Annotated in this window: 14 protein-coding genes; 7 read left to right on the top strand and 7 right to left on the bottom strand. The window is 36.1% G+C overall.

Annotated features, from left to right (window positions below):
* Positions 1 to 20: 20 nt before the first annotated feature.
* The 5 genes from gldK to ACEN2N_RS11360 all read right to left on the bottom strand — a co-directional run bounded on the left by gldK (position 21) and on the right by ACEN2N_RS11360 (position 7511).
* Positions 21 to 1385 carry a gliding motility lipoprotein GldK gene (gene gldK / locus ACEN2N_RS11380; protein ID WP_441824435.1) on the bottom strand — a complete coding sequence of 455 codons (1365 nt, stop codon included), beginning with the start codon at positions 1383 to 1385 and terminating at the stop codon, positions 21 to 23.
* A 121-nt stretch (positions 1386 to 1506) separates the two neighbouring features.
* Positions 1507 to 2664 carry a formimidoylglutamase gene (locus ACEN2N_RS11375; RefSeq protein WP_441824434.1) on the bottom strand — a complete coding sequence of 386 codons (1158 nt, stop codon included), beginning with the start codon at positions 2662 to 2664 and terminating at the stop codon, positions 1507 to 1509.
* Positions 2665 to 2723: 59 nt separating this feature from the next.
* Positions 2724 to 5228, bottom strand: coding sequence for a type I DNA topoisomerase (gene topA / locus ACEN2N_RS11370; protein WP_441824433.1), 2505 nt, complete (start codon positions 5226 to 5228; stop codon positions 2724 to 2726).
* Between the two features lie 213 nt (positions 5229 to 5441).
* Entirely contained in the window at positions 5442 to 6707 is a 1266-nt protein-coding gene (locus tag ACEN2N_RS11365; RefSeq protein WP_441824432.1) for an LVIVD repeat-containing protein, read from the bottom strand.
* Positions 6708 to 6767: 60 nt separating this feature from the next.
* A complete protein-coding gene (locus ACEN2N_RS11360; protein ID WP_441824431.1) occupies positions 6768 to 7511 on the bottom strand; it encodes a hypothetical protein in 744 nt (247 codons plus the stop codon).
* 150 nt (positions 7512 to 7661) lie between these two features.
* Between ACEN2N_RS11360 and miaB the strand changes: the two genes are divergently transcribed.
* The 7 genes from miaB (at position 7662) to groL (ending at position 14634) form a co-directional block, all read left to right on the top strand.
* Positions 7662 to 9107: a tRNA (N6-isopentenyl adenosine(37)-C2)-methylthiotransferase MiaB gene (gene miaB / locus ACEN2N_RS11355; RefSeq protein ID WP_441824430.1), complete on the top strand. Its 1446-nt coding sequence runs from the start codon at positions 7662 to 7664 to the stop codon at positions 9105 to 9107.
* Positions 9108 to 9125: 18 nt separating this feature from the next.
* Positions 9126 to 10412: a sigma-54 interaction domain-containing protein gene (locus ACEN2N_RS11350; RefSeq protein WP_441824429.1), complete on the top strand. Its 1287-nt coding sequence runs from the start codon at positions 9126 to 9128 to the stop codon at positions 10410 to 10412.
* A 21-nt stretch (positions 10413 to 10433) separates the two neighbouring features.
* Positions 10434 to 10955 (top strand): LptE family protein, encoded by a 522-nt coding sequence (locus ACEN2N_RS11345; protein WP_441824428.1) that lies wholly within the window; start codon positions 10434 to 10436, stop codon positions 10953 to 10955.
* 5 nt (positions 10956 to 10960) lie between these two features.
* Complete coding sequence (locus ACEN2N_RS11340; protein WP_441824427.1) at positions 10961 to 12097, top strand: hypothetical protein; 1137 nt, start codon at positions 10961 to 10963, stop codon at positions 12095 to 12097.
* A 6-nt stretch (positions 12098 to 12103) separates the two neighbouring features.
* Positions 12104 to 12463, top strand: coding sequence for a preprotein translocase subunit SecG (gene secG, locus ACEN2N_RS11335; RefSeq protein WP_424002737.1), 360 nt, complete (start codon positions 12104 to 12106; stop codon positions 12461 to 12463).
* 142 nt (positions 12464 to 12605) lie between these two features.
* Positions 12606 to 12884: a co-chaperone GroES gene (locus ACEN2N_RS11330; protein ID WP_424002739.1), complete on the top strand. Its 279-nt coding sequence runs from the start codon at positions 12606 to 12608 to the stop codon at positions 12882 to 12884.
* 121 nt (positions 12885 to 13005) lie between these two features.
* A complete protein-coding gene (gene groL, locus ACEN2N_RS11325) occupies positions 13006 to 14634 on the top strand; it encodes a chaperonin GroEL (RefSeq protein WP_424002741.1) in 1629 nt (542 codons plus the stop codon).
* Between the two features lie 417 nt (positions 14635 to 15051).
* Here the strand turns inward: groL and ACEN2N_RS11320 are convergent, their stop codons facing one another.
* Entirely contained in the window at positions 15052 to 15420 is a 369-nt protein-coding gene (locus ACEN2N_RS11320; protein ID WP_441824426.1) for a heavy-metal-associated domain-containing protein, read from the bottom strand.
* 20 nt (positions 15421 to 15440) lie between these two features.
* Positions 15441 to 17729 carry a TonB-dependent receptor gene (locus ACEN2N_RS11315; protein WP_441824425.1) on the bottom strand — a complete coding sequence of 763 codons (2289 nt, stop codon included), beginning with the start codon at positions 17727 to 17729 and terminating at the stop codon, positions 15441 to 15443.
* Positions 17730 to 17735 lie beyond the last annotated feature (6 nt).

Genomic DNA, 17735 nt, shown 5'->3' with positions numbered 1-17735 from the left:
AAAACTGTTAATATTATTATTTATTGTGTGGAATCTTCCTCACCCATATAATCTTGTACTGTTCTGAAACCTATGTAACTACGAGCCGAATCAGCGTATTCGTAATCTCTTGTACTTACCTGTAAGAAGTAAGCTACATCTTTCCAGGAACCACCTCTAATAACTTTTCTAGTATTAGATTGATCACCACCGTTAGGGTTCATTGTTGATACATAATCGTATGCACTTGGATCATAACTTGAATTCGTCCACTCAGAAACGTTACCGGCCATGTTGTACATATTAAAGTCATTAGGCTCGTAAGATTTCGCTTCCACTGTATATAAAGCAGCATCTGCAGCATAATCTCCACGTTGTGGTTTAAAGTTTGCCATAAAACAACCAGTATCACTGATTACATACGGGCCACCCCATGGGTAAGTACCACCTTCGATACCACCTCTTGCAGCATATTCCCATTCAGCTTCTGTTGGAAGTCTAAATTGATTAACGAATTGTCTATTACGACTCTTGTTATCATCATTTTTGAACTTCGTTCTCCAGTTACAGAATGCTTTTGCTTGTTGCCAGCTGATACCAACTACAGGATATTCGCTGTAGGCATCGTGCCAGAAATAATCATTATGCATTGGTTCGTTATATGAATATGAGAAATCTCTGATCCATACAGTAGTATCTGGGTATATCTCTACTTCTTCGGTACGAATAAAATCTTTACGACTCTTGTTCCCTTTTAAAGAAGCACGGGCAGCTGCCTCGATATCCATCCAACTATACTTATACTTTAAATTCTTAACGTTGATAGTACGTTGACCGTTATATGACTCTTCTTCAGATAAGTAGATAGAATCCATAATTTCGGTATAATACTCATCTGGGTAGTCTGATGTGTCCCAAACTAGGTCTTCATCTTTGCTTAGCGCTCTACCTTCGTAGCCCGTTTCGCCCATACCCGAGTAATTATCTAACATATACTTATCGTATACAGATGCTCTTGTAGTATCTGCATCTTTAAATGCATAATCACCAATACCGCCTTCTTCTGGACCGATACCTAACTCATCAGCTAAAATGGCTAATTTGGTTCTAACGATAGAATCCTTTACCCATTCTACAAACTGACGATACTCACTGTTTGTGATTTCTGTATCATCCATGTAAAAAGAACGTACCGTAACTGTCTTAGTCGGCGCATTCAATAATTTTCCTTGATCTTCTTCACTCTTACCCATTATGAAAGAACCCCTTGGGATAAGTTCCATTCCATATGGTTTTTCTGGATACCACTTTTTTCCCTGGACTCCAGTTAGCTCACCTTTTTGCTTAGACCCACAACTTGTGAGTAAAAAAACAAACGCTATAGAGGATAACAATAGCTTCTTCATACTTTAGGTTAAATTTCGATTATGGTTTAAACTGAGAATACAATAATTTATTCTATCAACTAAAACTAGGTTTTATATAAAATATTGTATTAAAGTCTTTTTATGCTTTAAAAAAATAATGTTAATTAAAGCCTTTCTTATAGGCCTTGTACCACCTTTCTGGAATCTGTTGATTACATGCATCAATATAATCCTTCTCGGTGCAAGGTAATAACGCTGGTGTATGGCCTTTAGTATGTGAAGTGAAAATAGATGGGACTTCTGTCCACCATCTTTCTGTTAATAAACTTTTGTAGAATACCAATTCTTCGTCTTCGCTAGGTACATTATACTTAACAAAGTCATCGGTTTTGGTATATGGACTTTCTTTTATTCTAAAATTGATACCTTCTATGAAGTACCATATTATCTGTGCTATCAGTTGTTGCGACTGTACGGTATTCTCCATTTCGTACAAACCGAATACAGATACTTTATCGCTGATACCTGCATATCTAGAAATGGCACAAATTTCTCTTCCATTAAACCCGTTCGGAGAAAAATTGCCAGACATAGAAATTTCACTGGCCTTTACAGATCGTAAGTCTAAACTTACCATATGTGCATTTCTTAGTACTGGTTCTGCTAACGAAATATCATTTGCAACCTCACCAAGTCGGTAAGCATCAAAAAATAAACGCTCCATTAAATCTATCTCTTCTTGGGCGTTAAAATAACTTTGATAGCCAATATTCGAAAAATTAAAAAGGTTATTGGGCTTATCAGTTATAATTTTACTCATATAAGAATGCGAAGAAATAAGCTCATCTTCGATCCCGAAATCGAACCTACTATCTATTGCAACCAGGTTGATCATATCTCTGATACCATCAAAAGCTCTGTATGCAGGGTAGGTAATATCTTGTGTTGCCCCTAAAATAATAGGAATAATATCTTCTTCTAATAGACCGGCAACTACTTCTTTGACTACAAAATAGGTGTCATTTACCGTAGCACCCTCTTCAATATCACCTAAATCTACAATGGTAGCATTCCAGTTTCCTATTAAAAGCTTGTAGAATTGTAATCTTATAGCAGAGACATCTAACTTCTCATGCTTCTTTTCATAAGCATTTCGAGATTCTCTAACCCCTATTATGGCAACGGTAGCATTTGCCAATACAGGCAACCCATCTTTTTCGGTATGTATATAGGTGTTTTTACCGATAGATTGACTTGGCAATAACTCTTTATGAGCTAGAACTTTATCCGATACCGGAACTAAAAAATCAAAGGCCATTTATTAAAGGTTTTTAGAAATCATAAGGATACTGTACTGATCTTTGACCTAAAATTAAATTACTTTTTTGACTTAGGTTTAGCTTTTGCCTTTTTCTTTACAGTTTTTTTCTTCGGAGTCTTTGCCTCTATCAACTTCTGTGCTTCTTCTAAAGTCATTTTAGTAACATCGACGGTTTTTGCCAATTCTACCTTTATTTTACCTTTTAAGACATTATGACGACCCCATCTCGCTTTTTCGATACGGATGCCTTCTTCTTCCCAGTTTTGAATAACCTTATCTATTTCTTTTTGCTTTTTGACTTCGATAAGTTCTATAATATCGTCGTTAGATAAATTGTCAAAATCGTATTTTTTGTTCACGTTAATGAACATGCCATTCCATTTAATAAACGGTCCAAATCTACCTGTGCCTTTGGTAACCTCCATATCTTCATACATGGCAACCGGCGCATCGGCTTTCTGTTTTGCAACAATAAGCTCTATTGCCCTATCCATCTCAATTTCAAAAGCACTTTCGCCTTTATCCATAGAAATAAATTTCTCTCCAAATTTTACATACGGTCCAAATCGACCTACATTGGCCAATACTTCTTCACCTTCATAAACTCCTAATTTTCTTGGTAGTTTAAAAAGATCCATTGCCTCTTCGTACGAAATGGTATTCAGTGATTGCTCTGGTAATAAACTTGCGAACGTTGGCTTTTCTTCATCATCAACAGTACCTATTTGCACCATTGGGCCGAATCTACCTAAACGTACAGAAACTTGTTTTCCGCTTTTAGGGTCCTTGCCTAGTATTCTTTCTCCGCTTGCACGTTCCGCATTTTCTTCTACATCTACCACATTCGGGTGAAAATCTTTGTAGAAATTCTTCATCATCTTCTTCCAGTCTTCATCACCAGAAGCTATTTCATCAAAATCTTCTTCTACCTGTGCAGTAAAATTGTAATCTAAAATATTGGCGAAATTAGTGACCAAGAAATCGGTAACGATCATACCTATATCTGTTGGCACCATTTTACCTTTATCTGAACCTACATTTTCAGTTAGGTTCTTTTCTTCTATTTTATCTGCCGCTAATACCAATTGCTGATACTTACGCTCAGTACCCTCTATTGTACCTTTTTCAACATAACCTCTGTTAAGAATGGTAGATATTGTTGGTGCATAAGTAGATGGCCTACCAATACCAAGCTCTTCTAATTTCTTAACCAAAGATGCTTCTGTAAATCTATATGGCGCTCTTGTAAAACGTTCTGTCGCTGAAATATAATTATTCAACAAACGCTCGCCTTCTTTCATGGCAGGTAACATGCCTTCTTGTTCTTCGGCAATATCTTCATCATCTACACCTTCCATGTAAACTTTCAAGAAACCATCGAACTTTATAACCTCACCGTTTGCTGTAAATTCCTCTGAATGTTTGCTTGCCTTAATCTTTACGTTGGTACGCTCTAACTGAGCATCGCTCATTTGAGAGGCAACCGTACGTTTCCATATTAAGTCGTACAATTTAGATTGATCGCGTTCTAATGATGGAGATTGATTACCCATCTCAGTTGGCCTAATGGCTTCGTGTGCTTCTTGAGCACCTTTAGACTTACCTGTAAAATTTCTTGTTTCGCTATATTCTTTACCGTAGTTTTTTTCTATGGCTTCTTTTGCAGATGTCAACGCTTCGTTAGAAAGGTTAACACTATCTGTTCTCATGTACGTAATTAAACCCGCTTCGTATAAACGCTGGGCCACTTGCATGGTTCTACCTACAGAGAAATATAATTTTCTTGAAGCCTCTTGTTGTAAAGTAGAGGTTGTAAACGGCGCAGATGGTGATTTCTTGGCAGGTTTTTTATCTAATTTGCTTACCGAAAAAGTAGCAGCTTTATTCTTTTCTAAAAATGCTTTTGCTTCTTTTTCTGTGTCGAAAGCTTTATTCAGCTTAGCCGAAAAAACACTACCTTCTTCTGTTTGAAACTCTGCAGCAATCTTAAACGACGCTTGTGGCTCAAAACCCTCTATATCTCTTTCTCGCTCAACAATTAACCTTACGGCTACAGATTGGACACGACCGGCAGAAAGACCCGGTTTAATTTTTTTCCAAAGTACTGGCGATAATTGATACCCAACCAAACGGTCTAATACCCTTCTTGCCTGTTGTGCATTTACAAGATTGTAATTGATTTCTCTCGGATTTTCAATTGCTTTTTGAATAGCAGCCTTTGTAACCGAGTTGAAAACGATACGTTTTGTCTTCTTCTTGTCTAAACCTAGCTCTTCGGCCAAGTGCCAAGAGATAGCCTCACCCTCTCGATCCTCATCACTCGCGAGCCATATAGTTTCTGCTTTATCTGCAAGACTCTTAAGCTTTTTCACTAAAGCTTGCTTGTCTTTATCTACGATATATTTCGGTGTGAAATCGTTCTCGACATCTACTCCCAGCTCACTTGAAGGTAAATCGGCAATGTGACCAAAGCTCGATTCAACCTTAAAATCTTTTCCCAAAAACTTCTCTATAGTTTTTGCCTTTGCAGGAGACTCAACAATTACTAAATTTTTCGCCATCAACCTTGTTTATACTTACAAATGTATACTAAAAATTAAACTTTGGAATTTCAGGAATTTATTTTTTCCCATATTTCAATAGAGTTTAGCCAATAAATTCAAATAATTCATGATTATTATATCCGCTATATCACAAGCCACAAACCAATTAGGGCACTGAAATAAAAAAAGGGAAGCTAAACTAGCTTCCCTTTTTTTAACCTTTTATTATTTTTACAATTGAAAGGTACTTAACAACCTAATGTCATTATCAATATATTCATATTGATACAGTGTGCGATCACCGACCATTAATAATGATGATGCCAACGGTATTACATCATAAGCGATGATATCTTCGAAAGTATTGACCAATGTTATATTTGGCGCATCCGTTTTATCATATACCTTTAAGCCCGAATCTCCATCACATATAAATAAGGTATTGTTTTTAATTCCTAATCCGTTTGGTCCATCCATCGGGTAAATTACTTTTAATTCAGGATTCTCAAGATCAGAGATATTGATTACATACAATCCGCTTTCGGTATTTCCACAGAAACCTCCGCCTTTTAAAGTTACATAAGCATAATCGCCATCTACAACTACTGGGTCACAAGCGGTACCATGTCTGAATTCTGAAATAAATTCTGGCTTTTCAGGGTTTTCTATTCCATAAATATACATTCCCTGAGCACCACCAATAAACAAAATATCTCCCTGACTATAAATCGTTTCAATATCCCAAGCGACTTGTACATCATCTAAAACTTTTACATCTTCGACATCTGCAATGTTAAAAATATTGATATTACTATAGTCTACTACATATAAATAATCGCCTATGATCTTAAAACGCGCCAAAGACCCGCCTTGACCTGTTGTTGGCTGCGGACTATCGTTAAAACTTTCAGCAGAATCTACAAGACAACTGTCACAATTGTACCTAGACTCATACTCTTCAACAGACCTTCTTTCTGTGATTACCTCCCAGCCTATAACAATATCTCTACTATAATCGATATCGCCATACTCGTAAAAATCTGCCTGAGGGTATTCAATATTCGAAAGCCATACATCATTATTATAGATGGCATTTACAATTCTACTTTGAATGGTAATATTTGTAATATCCGATATATCAAAAATTACCAAATCGCCATAACTATCGGCAAACAGCTTGTCATCTTTAATAGAAATATCGAAGTTGCCCTCTAACTTTATAAATGCGATACTCTCTGGCGCTGACGGATTTTTGTTATCTATAACATGAAAACCCAGGTTTACATCATTTACAAAAATATAGTCTTGGTAAGCATATATTTTACCTGACGAAACAATTGGTATAGGATCAACTACATCGACCGCTTCTGCCTTAAACGATATTGCATCTTGCACAATTGGTCTAGCCACTAAGTAATCTTCATATGGGCCATCATCATTACATGAAACAAATGCAAATAATGCAATAGTGCAAAAAAGAAAAACAACATTCTTCATGGTATATAATTTTTAACTGTTTGTAATTATTAGATGAAGAAACACATAATAGTTGCGTTATCAATAGTTTGAAATCTCTTCTACATCGTTAAAACCAACTCCGTCTTTATACATATAATAGGTAGGTACTTTACCAAGCATTGCTGTAAACAATACCCCTACACAACATAAAACAAAGCCTAGTTGTGCTACAAATGCCGAAACGATTACCAGGCCAAATATGACCAACCAGTTTTTATTACCCAAGGTAAAACTAGCTTTCACCATGTCTAACGGAGAAAGATCATTCGAAAATGCCAAAAATGCCGGAATCAATGAAACTGGAACCATTACATAAAACATACCAACACCACAGGCAAGCGCCCCTAGTATTGAGAGTCCGAATGTATACAAAGCAAGAATAAAGACCTTACCTAAACGCCCTTCTTTAAAGAAGTAGAAGTAATCATCGGCAGATTCTTTTCCTAAATCTTTTTCTCTACATATCTTTAAAAATGCGGCATTTAATGCCAAAGCGAAAGTGGTGATCCCAATCGCAAAAACAGGAAAAAGAATAGCCATCGCTACAGCAGCCATTGGTGGCAACTCATTATGTTGAAGTGCCTCTGGATCAGTTATACCCAAAGCGATCATAGGTATGTACAAAACAATATAAAATGGGAGTATTACAACGAATGTTAAGAGCAAAATAATAAAGCCCTGTAACCATACCTTCTTAAAAAGGTCTATAGACCTACTGAATATCGTACCAAATTCTAAATCTGGTTTCGCTTTAATGTGCTGCGTCAAGTTTTCTAAATTCATAAGTATCGGTGGTTATAATTGGTGATAAAACTAAATAATTTTCGTGTAGAAAGCATAAACAAACCCTAAATAATCATGTCATCTTGTCATATTTTTGATTATAATAGTATCTTTGCCCTCCAAAATATTTTATTGCAACGTATTACAAAAATGGAGAAAACCATAGACGAAAATGTGCAGGGCACAACTTTGGTAGTTAAAGGAAAAGAAGTGAACAAGCGTAATCTCTATATTGAGAGTTACGGTTGTGCCATGAACTTTGCCGACAGTGAAATTGTAGCATCTATATTAGCGACCGAAGGTTTTAACACCACCCAAACGTTAGAAGATGCCGATTTAGTACTTGTAAACACGTGTTCTATTCGAGATAAAGCGGAACAGACCATACGCAAAAGATTAACAGAGTATAATAAGGTAAAAAAAACAAGACCACATTTAAAAGTCGGTGTTCTTGGTTGTATGGCCGAACGTCTAAAAGACAAGCTTTTAGATGAAGAAAAAATAGTAGACATGGTCGTAGGGCCAGATGCTTATAAAGATTTACCCAACTTAATAAAAGAAGTAGATTCTGGTAGAGATGCGGTAAATGTTATTCTTTCTAAGGATGAAACTTACGGCGATATTGCACCTGTAAGATTAAATACAAACGGAGTTACCGCTTTTGTTTCTATCACCAGAGGATGTGATAATATGTGTACATTTTGTGTTGTACCATTCACCAGAGGTCGTGAACGTAGCAGAGACCCACAATCTATTTTAGCAGAAGTAAAAGAGCTTTCTGAAAACGGATTCAAAGAAATTACGCTACTCGGACAGAATGTTGATAGTTATCTATGGTATGGCGGCGGACTCAAGAAAAATTTCGAAAATGCTTCTGATATGCAAAAAGCTACTGCTATCGGCTTTTCTAAACTTTTAGAAATGGTCGCATTGGCAAACCCAAAAATGCGTATTCGTTTTTCTACATCGAATCCGCAAGACATGACTTTGGAGGTCATTAGAACCATGGCCAAGCATAAAAATATTTGCAATCACGTTCATTTACCTGTACAAAGCGGTAGTAACCGTATTTTAAAGGCAATGAATCGTTTACACACCATCGAAGAGTATTTTGAACTGACAGATGAAATTAGAAAAATTCTACCTGGCTGCTCTATTTCTCAAGATATCATTACTGGTTTCCCTACAGAAACAGAGGAAGATCACGCTGCGACATTAAAAGCACTAGAGCATGTTAAGTATGATTTCGGTTTTATGTATTCATATTCTGAAAGACCTGGCACCATGGCCGGTAGAAAAATGGAAGATGATGTACCTGAAGCTACAAAAAAGAGACGCCTTTCTGAAATCATAGCTTTACAGAGAAGTCACTGCCTCTTTAGAACAGAAAAACATGTCGGTCAAATTCAGGAGGTTTTAATAGAAGGAACTTCAAAAAAATCGGAACATGAATGGATGGGAAGAAACACTCAAAGTACAGTTGTGGTTTTTCCGAAAGAAAATTACAAGGTTGGTGACTTTGTAAACGTACAAATTAACGACTGCACTTCTGCAACCCTTAAAGGTGTTGCTGTCGGGTATTCTGACAATAACTAAATTTAGTAGCCATTTTATATGGAAAGTATACAAAGCATAAAACAACGTTTTGAAATTATTGGGCAAGACCCAAAATTGAACCGAGCACTTGAAAAAGCGATGCAAGTTGCCGCAACAGATATTTCTGTTTTGGTTACGGGCGAAAGTGGTGTTGGTAAAGAAGCTATTCCAAAAATTATTCATTCGCTTTCCCATAGAAAGCATGCAAAGTATATTGCGGTAAACTGTGGCGCCATACCTGAAGGCACAATCGATAGTGAACTTTTTGGGCATGAAAAAGGCGCGTTTACAGGTGCTACACAAACAAGAAGCGGTTATTTTGAAGTTGCCGATGGCGGTACTATATTTTTAGATGAAGTTGGTGAATTACCGTTAACTACCCAAGTACGACTTTTGCGTGTACTAGAAAACGGCGAGTTTTTAAAAGTTGGATCATCGCAAGTACAGAAAACCGATGTTCGTATTGTAGCAGCAACGAACGTTAATATGTTCGAGGCAATTAAAAAAGAGCGTTTTCGCGAAGATCTTTACTATCGATTAAGTACTGTAGAAATTAACATTCCGCCATTGCGTGAACGCCAAGATGATATTCATCTATTATTTAGAAAATTTGCGTCAGATTTCAGTCAGAAATACAAAATGCCTACCATTAGATTAGATGATAATGCAGTATCGTTATTAATAAAATATAGATGGCCAGGTAACATTCGTCAGTTAAGAAATATTGCAGAACAAATTTCTGTTCTGGAAGAAAATAGAGCAATTTCGGCCTCGACTTTACATGGATATTTACCGAATAATACTTCGAATAACTTACCTGCGGTAGTCTCTAATTCAAAATCTGACAGCGATTTTAGCAACGAAAGAGAGATACTCTATAAGGTTTTGTTCGACATGAAAGGTGACCTCAACGACCTTAAAAAACTAACGATGGAGTTATTGAAAAATAATGACTCTGAGAAGGTTCAAAAAGATAATGAAAACTTGATTCGTAAAATCTACGGTAACGAAGATGACGAAGATGCCGATATCGACCATGATTCTCAAGATGAAAAGCCAAGGAATCTTTTACATTTACCCGAACCTAAAAAAGAGGAAGCATCTATAATTCAAGATTCTTACGAAGATAAATATCATTTTGCCGAAGAAATTCAAGAAGAAGAAACCCTATCTTTACAAGAGAAGGAAGTAGAATTGATCAAAAAATCTCTTGAACGAAATAGAGGAAAAAGAAAGGCTGCAGCCACAGAATTAGGTATTTCTGAACGAACGCTTTACCGTAAAATAAAACAGTACGACCTTTAATTTAACATGAATCCCATTTCAATGAGATACCTAAAAAAATCTATTCTATTTATATTACCGACCATCTTACTTTTAAGCTGCGGCGTATACAATTTTACCGGTGGCAATGTTGGCGAAGCCAAAACCTTTCAGGTCACCTATTTCCAAAATTATGCCACTCAGAGTCCGGGTTCTACATTTGAACCGGGTGTAGACAGAGATTTTACTCTGGCACTACAAGACCGAATTTTAAATCAGACCAGCTTAGATCTTATTTCTTCTGGCAACCCAGATTTATTATACGAGGGTGAAATAACAGAATATAAAATATCACCAATGTCTGCTACAGCTGCTCAAACAGCTGCTCAAAACAGACTTTCAATTCGAGTAAAAGTGCGTTTCTATAATCAACTAAAAGAAGATGCCGCTTTTGACCAAAGTTTTTCTTTCTTTTATGATTATCCGGCAGACACACAATTGGCGAGCATTAAGAGTGAAGCCCATGAGATAATTTTCGAAAGGCTAACACAAGATATTTTCAACGCCTCATTGGCAGATTGGTAGCATACATGAACGTTAAGGACTTTACATATTTTCTAGAACATCCTACCAAAGTGGTAGAACCCATTCATACAAAACACTTAGAAGATATTATTGCCGAATACCCTTATTTTCAGGCAGCAAGAGCACTGCATTTAAAAGGTCTAAAAAATCTAAATAGCTATAAATACAACAAAGCTCTTAAAACAACGGCTGCATTTACAACCGATAGAGATGTACTTTTTGATTTTATAACATCTAAAGATTTTTTACAGTATGATACCGATATTCCAACAAAAAAAGTTGCTGAAATAGAAAAAATCGAAGCTGTCGTACCAGCTAAAGAACCTGAGGAAATAAAAGAAACGGCACCTGTTGAAATTGAAGATACTGTAGTCGAGATTCAAACTATCGAATTGCCAGCAGAAGAAATCTTAACAGATATTGAAGTCACCAGCGCTGAAATCGAAACCACAGAAGTGGAAGAGATTACTATTGCAATCAAAGAAGAAGTTGCAATTATTCCTTTGATTACCCCTTCTGCAGATAAACCGTTGCCACAAGATGAACATGATGCCGATCAAATACTTGATCCAGAATTATTTCAATCTAAAAACCCTACCAATACTGAAGAAGAAAATGCTCTTGATATTGGAAAGCCTTTAGCTTTCGATGCTAAAGAGAAATATTCTTTTTCAGAATGGTTAAGTCTAGCGTCTAAAAAACCTTTGGAAAAATCTGAAGATGATACCATTACCCCTATTAATGCAGATATAATTCAGCCACCAACTCAGGTAAAAGAGAGTAAAGTAGAAAAGACCATACAAAAGGCAAAAGAACCAATAATTACTGTAAAACCTGTTAAGAAAACCAAGGTTAAAAGTGAAGCAATTAAGAAAAAATACGACCGAATAAACAAGTTTATAGCCTCGAACCCTAAAATTGTACCTACAGAGGTGAACACGGTTATTGACCTTTCCAAGTCTTCAAGAATCGATCATAATGAGCTGATGACAGAGACTTTAGCAAGGGTTTATCTAGAACAAAAAAAGTATAAAAATGCAATTCAAGCTTACAAAATTTTAAGTTTGAAATATCCAGAAAAAAGTAGTTTCTTTGCAGACCGAATTAAGGCGGTAGAGAAATTACGAAAAGATAATAAATAATTTAGAATGAGTACATTTTCAATTTTCCTGATACTTATCATTGTCGTTTGCCTATTATTAGTATTGGTGATCATGGTACAAAATCCAAAAGGTGGCGGACTTTCTTCTTCTTTTGGTGGAGGAGGCAACCAAGTTGTTGGTGGAGTTAAAAAAACAGGTGACTTTTTAGACAAGAGCACATGGACACTAGCAGGTTTGTTAATAGTTTTAATCTTAGCATCTAACATTGCCCTAAAAGGTAACTATGGTGATGCAGATTCTAAATTATTACAAGGTGATGACATAGAAACTGTGGTTCCAGAAACCTTACCAGAGGCTGTAACACCACCCGTAACTAATGACGCTACACCTTCAGATAGCTTATAAAATTATTACTACATTATATTAAAAATGCCAGCTTATGACAAGCTGGCATTTTTTGTTTACAATTTGTCAGTAAATAGGCAATGGCATAATTTCTGCCCTTATATTTCTACGAAACTAAAAATCAATTTAAAATATAATAATTATGGCTAAAATTAATATCAAACCATTGGCAGACCGAGTTCTTATCGAGCCGATGGCAGCTGAAACGAAGACTGCGTCTGGACTTTACATTCCTGATACTGCAAAAGAGAAACCACAGAAAGGTAAAGTTGTAGCAGTGGGTCCTGGAACAAAAGATGACAGTGTTACCGTTAAAGTTGGTGATACCGTTCTTTACGGAAAATATGCCGGAACCGAATTAAAATTAGAAGGTACCGATTACTTGATGATGAGAGAGAGTGATATTCTTGCTATTATCTAAATAGCAATTGGCTTATGGCTCTTAGCCGTTAGCCTTTAAATTTTCATTTTAAAATTAATAATTTCCTTGACTTTATGCTCTGCGCAAAAGTCAAAAATCAAAAATCAAAATAAAATTAGAAATGGCAAAAGATATTAAGTTTGATATAGATGCAAGAGACGGTCTTAAAAGAGGTGTTGATGCATTGGCAAATGCTGTAAAAGTAACGTTAGGCCCAAAGGGTAGAAACGTTATTATCAGCAAATCATTTGGTGCACCACAAGTAACTAAAGATGGTGTTACCGTAGCAAAAGAAATTGAATTAGCTGACCCATTAGAAAACATGGGTGCTCAAATGGTAAAGGAAGTTGCTTCTAAAACCAATGACTTAGCTGGTGATGGTACAACTACCGCAACGGTTTTAGCTCAAGCTATCGTTAAAGAAGGTTTGAAAAACGTTGCTGCTGGTGCAAACCCAATGGATTTAAAGAGAGGTATCGATAAAGCTGTTGAAGCTATAGTTGCCGATTTAGCTAAACAAGCTAAAAAAGTTGGTGATTCTTCTGAAAAAATTAAGCAAGTTGCTTCAATTTCTGCTAACAATGATGAAACTATTGGTGAATTAATCGCTCAGGCTTTCGGTAAAGTTGGTAAAGAAGGTGTTATTACTGTTGAAGAGGCTAAAGGAACAGATACGTATGTTGATGTTGTAGAAGGTATGCAGTTTGACAGAGGTTACCTTTCTCCTTATTTCGTTACCGATTCTGAAAAGATGGTAGCTCAATTAGAGAATCCGTATATCTTATTGTTCGACAAGAAGATTTCTTCAATGAAAGATTTACTTCCTGTATTAGAGCCAGTTGCTCAATCTGGTAAGCCTTTATTGATTATCGCTGAAGATGTTGATGGTGAAGCATTAGCTACTTTAGTAGTTAACAAATTAAGAGGCTCTTTAAAAATTGCTGCTGTTAAAGCTCCAGGTTTTGGTGACCGTAGAAAAGCAATGTTAGAAGATATCGCCATATTAACTGGTGGTACTGTTATTTCTGAAGAAAGAGGTTTCTCTTTAGACAATACGACACTTGATATGTTAGGTACTTGTGAAAAAGTACAAATTGACAAAGACAATACTACAATTGTAAATGGTGGTGGTGTTGCAAAAGATATCAAAACAAGAGTTAATCAGATTAAATCTCAAATCGAGACAACTACATCTGACTACGATAAGGAAAAACTTCAAGAGCGTTTGGCTAAATTAGCTGGTGGTGTTGCTGTACTTTATGTTGGTGCTGCTTCTGAAGTTGAAATGAAAGAGAAAAAAGATCGTGTTGATGATGCATTACACGCTACAAGAGCCGCTGTTGAAGAAGGTATCGTAGCTGGTGGTGGTGTTGCGTTAGTAAGAGCAAAATCTGTTCTATCTAAAGTAGCAACTGAAAATGAAGATGAAGCAACTGGTTTACAGATTGTTGCACGCGCGGTTGAAGCCCCTTTAAGAACAATCGTTTCTAATGCAGGTGGTGAAGGCTCTGTAGTAATCGCAAAAATCTTGGAAGGAAAAGGAGATTTCGGTTACGATGCAAAATCAGAAAAATATGTTGATATGATGAAAGCTGGTATTATTGATCCTGCTAAAGTAACTAGAGTGGCATTGGAAAATGCAGCTTCTGTTGCTGGTATGATTCTTACTACTGAATGTGCTTTAACCGACATCAAAGAAGATTCTCCTGCAGGTCCACCAATGGGTGGCGGTATGCCAGGAATGATGTAGTGGCGTGGCGCCACAGCCAATAATTAATTGGTTTGCGCAGTCAATATAATTTAAAACCGCTCTTGAAATATCAAGAGCGGTTTTTTTGTGGCAAATATATATATAACAAAAAAACCACCTTCTTTATTTACAGAAGGTGGTTTTGTCGTCCAAACGGTGTCGCCTTCTAAAGGCAAAAACCTGACTACTTCTTCTTAGGAGCAGCTTTTGGAGCAGCCTTTTTTCCAGCTTTTGCTGGAGAAGGTTTTGCAGCTGGTTTCCCTGCTGATTTTGCTTGTGCCATTGTTATAGAATTTAAGATAAATCTATAGCTAATGTATTTCAGATTTTGATTCGTGATAATTACGTTGGCAAAAAATTAACTAAAATTTATTAACCAATTTTCAACTCCAAATTACACCTAAATAATAGCAATTATTATTTCTTATTTTCATGATGTTGTCCATCATCAGAATTATCTTCTCTATACAAACAACAAGGGTGTACGCTATTATAAGCTTCATCTGTCGCTTTTAACTCTTTGGTATCATGACCAACAGCAACTATTGCAGTTTTAATCTTCATGGCATCGGTTTTACGCTCATCCATGATAATAGCCAATTGATGTGTTGGTATATCCCAATTTGCATATTTTACACCTTTTACATTTAATGCAGCTTCTTCTATACGCTCTTTACACATGGCACATCTACCATTAACATCAAAAGTCATTTTCTTGTTCTTGTCTTGCGCATAGGTTACTACCGCAATTAGCATCATTGCTATGGATAAAATCGTTGTTTTCATAATTTTATATTAATCGTTAGTTACTGAATTTTAAATCTGAATCCGCCGTAGAACATTCTTCCCATAATTGGCGCATATACTATGGTTGTATCAAAATTGGGACCAAAAGGATTATTCGCTCCTAAAACCGGATTATTTTGTTGCTCTCCTGTTAAATTCTCACCACCTATATATAACTCTATGGTATTAGAAAATACCTTGGTTATTTGGGCATTCATTAAATTATAGGGTGATGAATATTCGCCTAATTGATACGCCGGCTCATTAACACTGGTATCAGGAAGTCTCATTTTACCTAAAGCATGCAAAGTATAATCGAACTTCCATTGTGCACCGTTTTCTTTTGCTTCGGTTTCATACCCTAAGTTAGCAAAAAAACGGTTTTGCGCCAATAAGGGTTTTTGTAAATTTTCAGAATTATAATCTGTTGACACATCATAAAATTTATAAGATGCTCTAAAATTTAAACGAGTTAATAGCTCGTAATTAACCTCAACTTGAAAACTCTTAGCACTACTGTCTCCATCTAAATTATAAAAAGAAACCTCTTGCGGATTTTCCCAATCTACCACTACCTGATTTTCAAAATCGGTAATGTAATAATCCAACGAAATATCTCCTTTTTTATTTAAAAAATTGAATCCCTGTAAAAAGCTTACTCCGTAATTCCATGCATCTTCAGGATCCAAGCCGTACACCTTACCACCTGTATCATCTATATTAATTTTTCTTGCAGATGCAAACAACTGCTGATTCTCTGCAAAGATATTTGCTGTTCTTTTACCTCTACCAAATGAACCTCTTAGACTACCTTTTTCCCAAGGAGTATAGCGAATATGAAATCTTGGCGTTACAAAAGTTCCCAGCCGATTATGGTTATCTACTCGTAAACCAGCTGTAAGACTTACTTTTTCTAAATTCTCATAACTATATTCAAAAAATGCCCCTACAGATGTATCGTCTCTAGAATAATCTGTTGCCGTAACCAGTTCATCATAACCATCATAAGCGAAGGTTATACCAGTTTTAAACTTATTTCTAGTATCGCCGATTATAGAATTGAAAAGTAAATTACTATACAAACTTTCATGATTGATATCATAGGTTCTAAATCCGAAATAGGAATCTTGCTTATGCAAACTGTATGATGTTTGAAAGCCTAAACTCTGAAAGGGTAATTCTGGAAAAACATAACCCAATTTTAATGAAGTATCGAACCTACGTGTATTAATTTCACTTCCCCACACTTCGGCTCCGCTCAGTGCAGGAAATTCAGCTCCGCTCAATGAACTATTACTACCGTCTACTCTATCTGTATCAGGATTAAAATCTACTTGCCCAACTTGTTTTTCATCATTTAAAAAACGAACATTGAAGAAACTAACCCATCCCTTTTCTGCATCTTGGTACTGCCAACGGTTCATTACATTAATTTGCCCCCCTAATGGAGCATCTAAAAATCCATCTTCATTATTATCCTCTTTTTGCCTCCTTGTATTTCCATGGATATACAAACCGGTACTCAACTTGCCTGACAACTTTCTATTGAAATGTGTGTTTAGCTCATAACGACCGTTTTGGTTTGCATATCCGTTTACAAAAACAGCATTATCAGTCAATGGTTTTACCAACTCTGTATTTATTTGTCCAGATATACTTTCATAACCATTTACAACACTACCAGCACCTTTAGTAATTTGAATACTCTCGATCCAAGTACCTGGTGTAAACGTTAATCCGTATGCTTGTGATGCCCCACGAACCATTGGAATATTCTCTTGGGTTATCAATAAATACGGACTCGTTAAACCCAACATTTGTATTTGCTTCGTACCTGTTAATCCATCAGACAAATTCACATCAATAGACGGATTCGTTTCAAAACTCTCAGCCAAATTACAGCAAGCAGCCTTCAATAATTCTGCACTATTTACGGTGATGACGTTCTGCGGACTGAAATATGTCTTCTGTATTGCATCTCGCTCTTGCTGCACCACAACCTCATCTAATTCATTAGATGGTTTTAAACTTACACGAATTGTCTTTGGTTCATTTATAGTTAATGTATCAGTCTCAAAACCAACATAACTAATTATCAATTTATTAAATTCCTTTTTAAACGGAATTGAAAATTTACCGTCAAAATCTGTCACCATTCCCGTTTGGGAATCTTGCCAATAGACATTTGCACCCGAAAGTGTCAACGCATTAGATCCTTCAGAATCTAAAACCACGCCTTCTACTTTGTCTTGCGAAAAAGCCAGCCCAGATAGCAAAGTCATTAATATTACTATTATATATTTATTCATTTAATT

The sequence above is a fragment of the Maribacter spongiicola genome, assembly GCF_052119685.1.
GTDB lineage: Bacteria > Bacteroidota > Bacteroidia > Flavobacteriales > Flavobacteriaceae > Maribacter > Maribacter spongiicola_A.
Note: the sequence above shows the minus strand (reverse complement) of the source record. Positions and strands in the feature narration are given on the sequence as shown.

What these genes read in the sequence shown, in the direction of transcription:
- gldK (WP_441824435.1), bottom strand. Translation starts at nt 1,385, where the DNA reads ATGAAGAAGCTATTGTTATCCTCTATAGCGTTTGTTTTTTTACTCACA.
- ACEN2N_RS11375 (WP_441824434.1), bottom strand. Translation starts at nt 2,664, where the DNA reads ATGGCCTTTGATTTTTTAGTTCCGGTATCGGATAAAGTTCTAGCTCAT.
- topA (WP_441824433.1), bottom strand. Translation starts at nt 5,228, where the DNA reads ATGGCGAAAAATTTAGTAATTGTTGAGTCTCCTGCAAAGGCAAAAACT.
- ACEN2N_RS11365 (WP_441824432.1), bottom strand. Translation starts at nt 6,707, where the DNA reads ATGAAGAATGTTGTTTTTCTTTTTTGCACTATTGCATTATTTGCATTT.
- ACEN2N_RS11360 (WP_441824431.1), bottom strand. Translation starts at nt 7,511, where the DNA reads ATGAATTTAGAAAACTTGACGCAGCACATTAAAGCGAAACCAGATTTA.
- miaB (WP_441824430.1), top strand. Translation starts at nt 7,662, where the DNA reads ATGGAGAAAACCATAGACGAAAATGTGCAGGGCACAACTTTGGTAGTT.
- ACEN2N_RS11350 (WP_441824429.1), top strand. Translation starts at nt 9,126, where the DNA reads ATGGAAAGTATACAAAGCATAAAACAACGTTTTGAAATTATTGGGCAA.
- ACEN2N_RS11345 (WP_441824428.1), top strand. Translation starts at nt 10,434, where the DNA reads ATGAGATACCTAAAAAAATCTATTCTATTTATATTACCGACCATCTTA.
- ACEN2N_RS11340 (WP_441824427.1), top strand. Translation starts at nt 10,961, where the DNA reads ATGAACGTTAAGGACTTTACATATTTTCTAGAACATCCTACCAAAGTG.
- secG (WP_424002737.1), top strand. Translation starts at nt 12,104, where the DNA reads ATGAGTACATTTTCAATTTTCCTGATACTTATCATTGTCGTTTGCCTA.
- ACEN2N_RS11330 (WP_424002739.1), top strand. Translation starts at nt 12,606, where the DNA reads ATGGCTAAAATTAATATCAAACCATTGGCAGACCGAGTTCTTATCGAG.
- groL (WP_424002741.1), top strand. Translation starts at nt 13,006, where the DNA reads ATGGCAAAAGATATTAAGTTTGATATAGATGCAAGAGACGGTCTTAAA.
- ACEN2N_RS11320 (WP_441824426.1), bottom strand. Translation starts at nt 15,420, where the DNA reads ATGAAAACAACGATTTTATCCATAGCAATGATGCTAATTGCGGTAGTA.
- ACEN2N_RS11315 (WP_441824425.1), bottom strand. Translation starts at nt 17,729, where the DNA reads ATGAATAAATATATAATAGTAATATTAATGACTTTGCTATCTGGGCTG.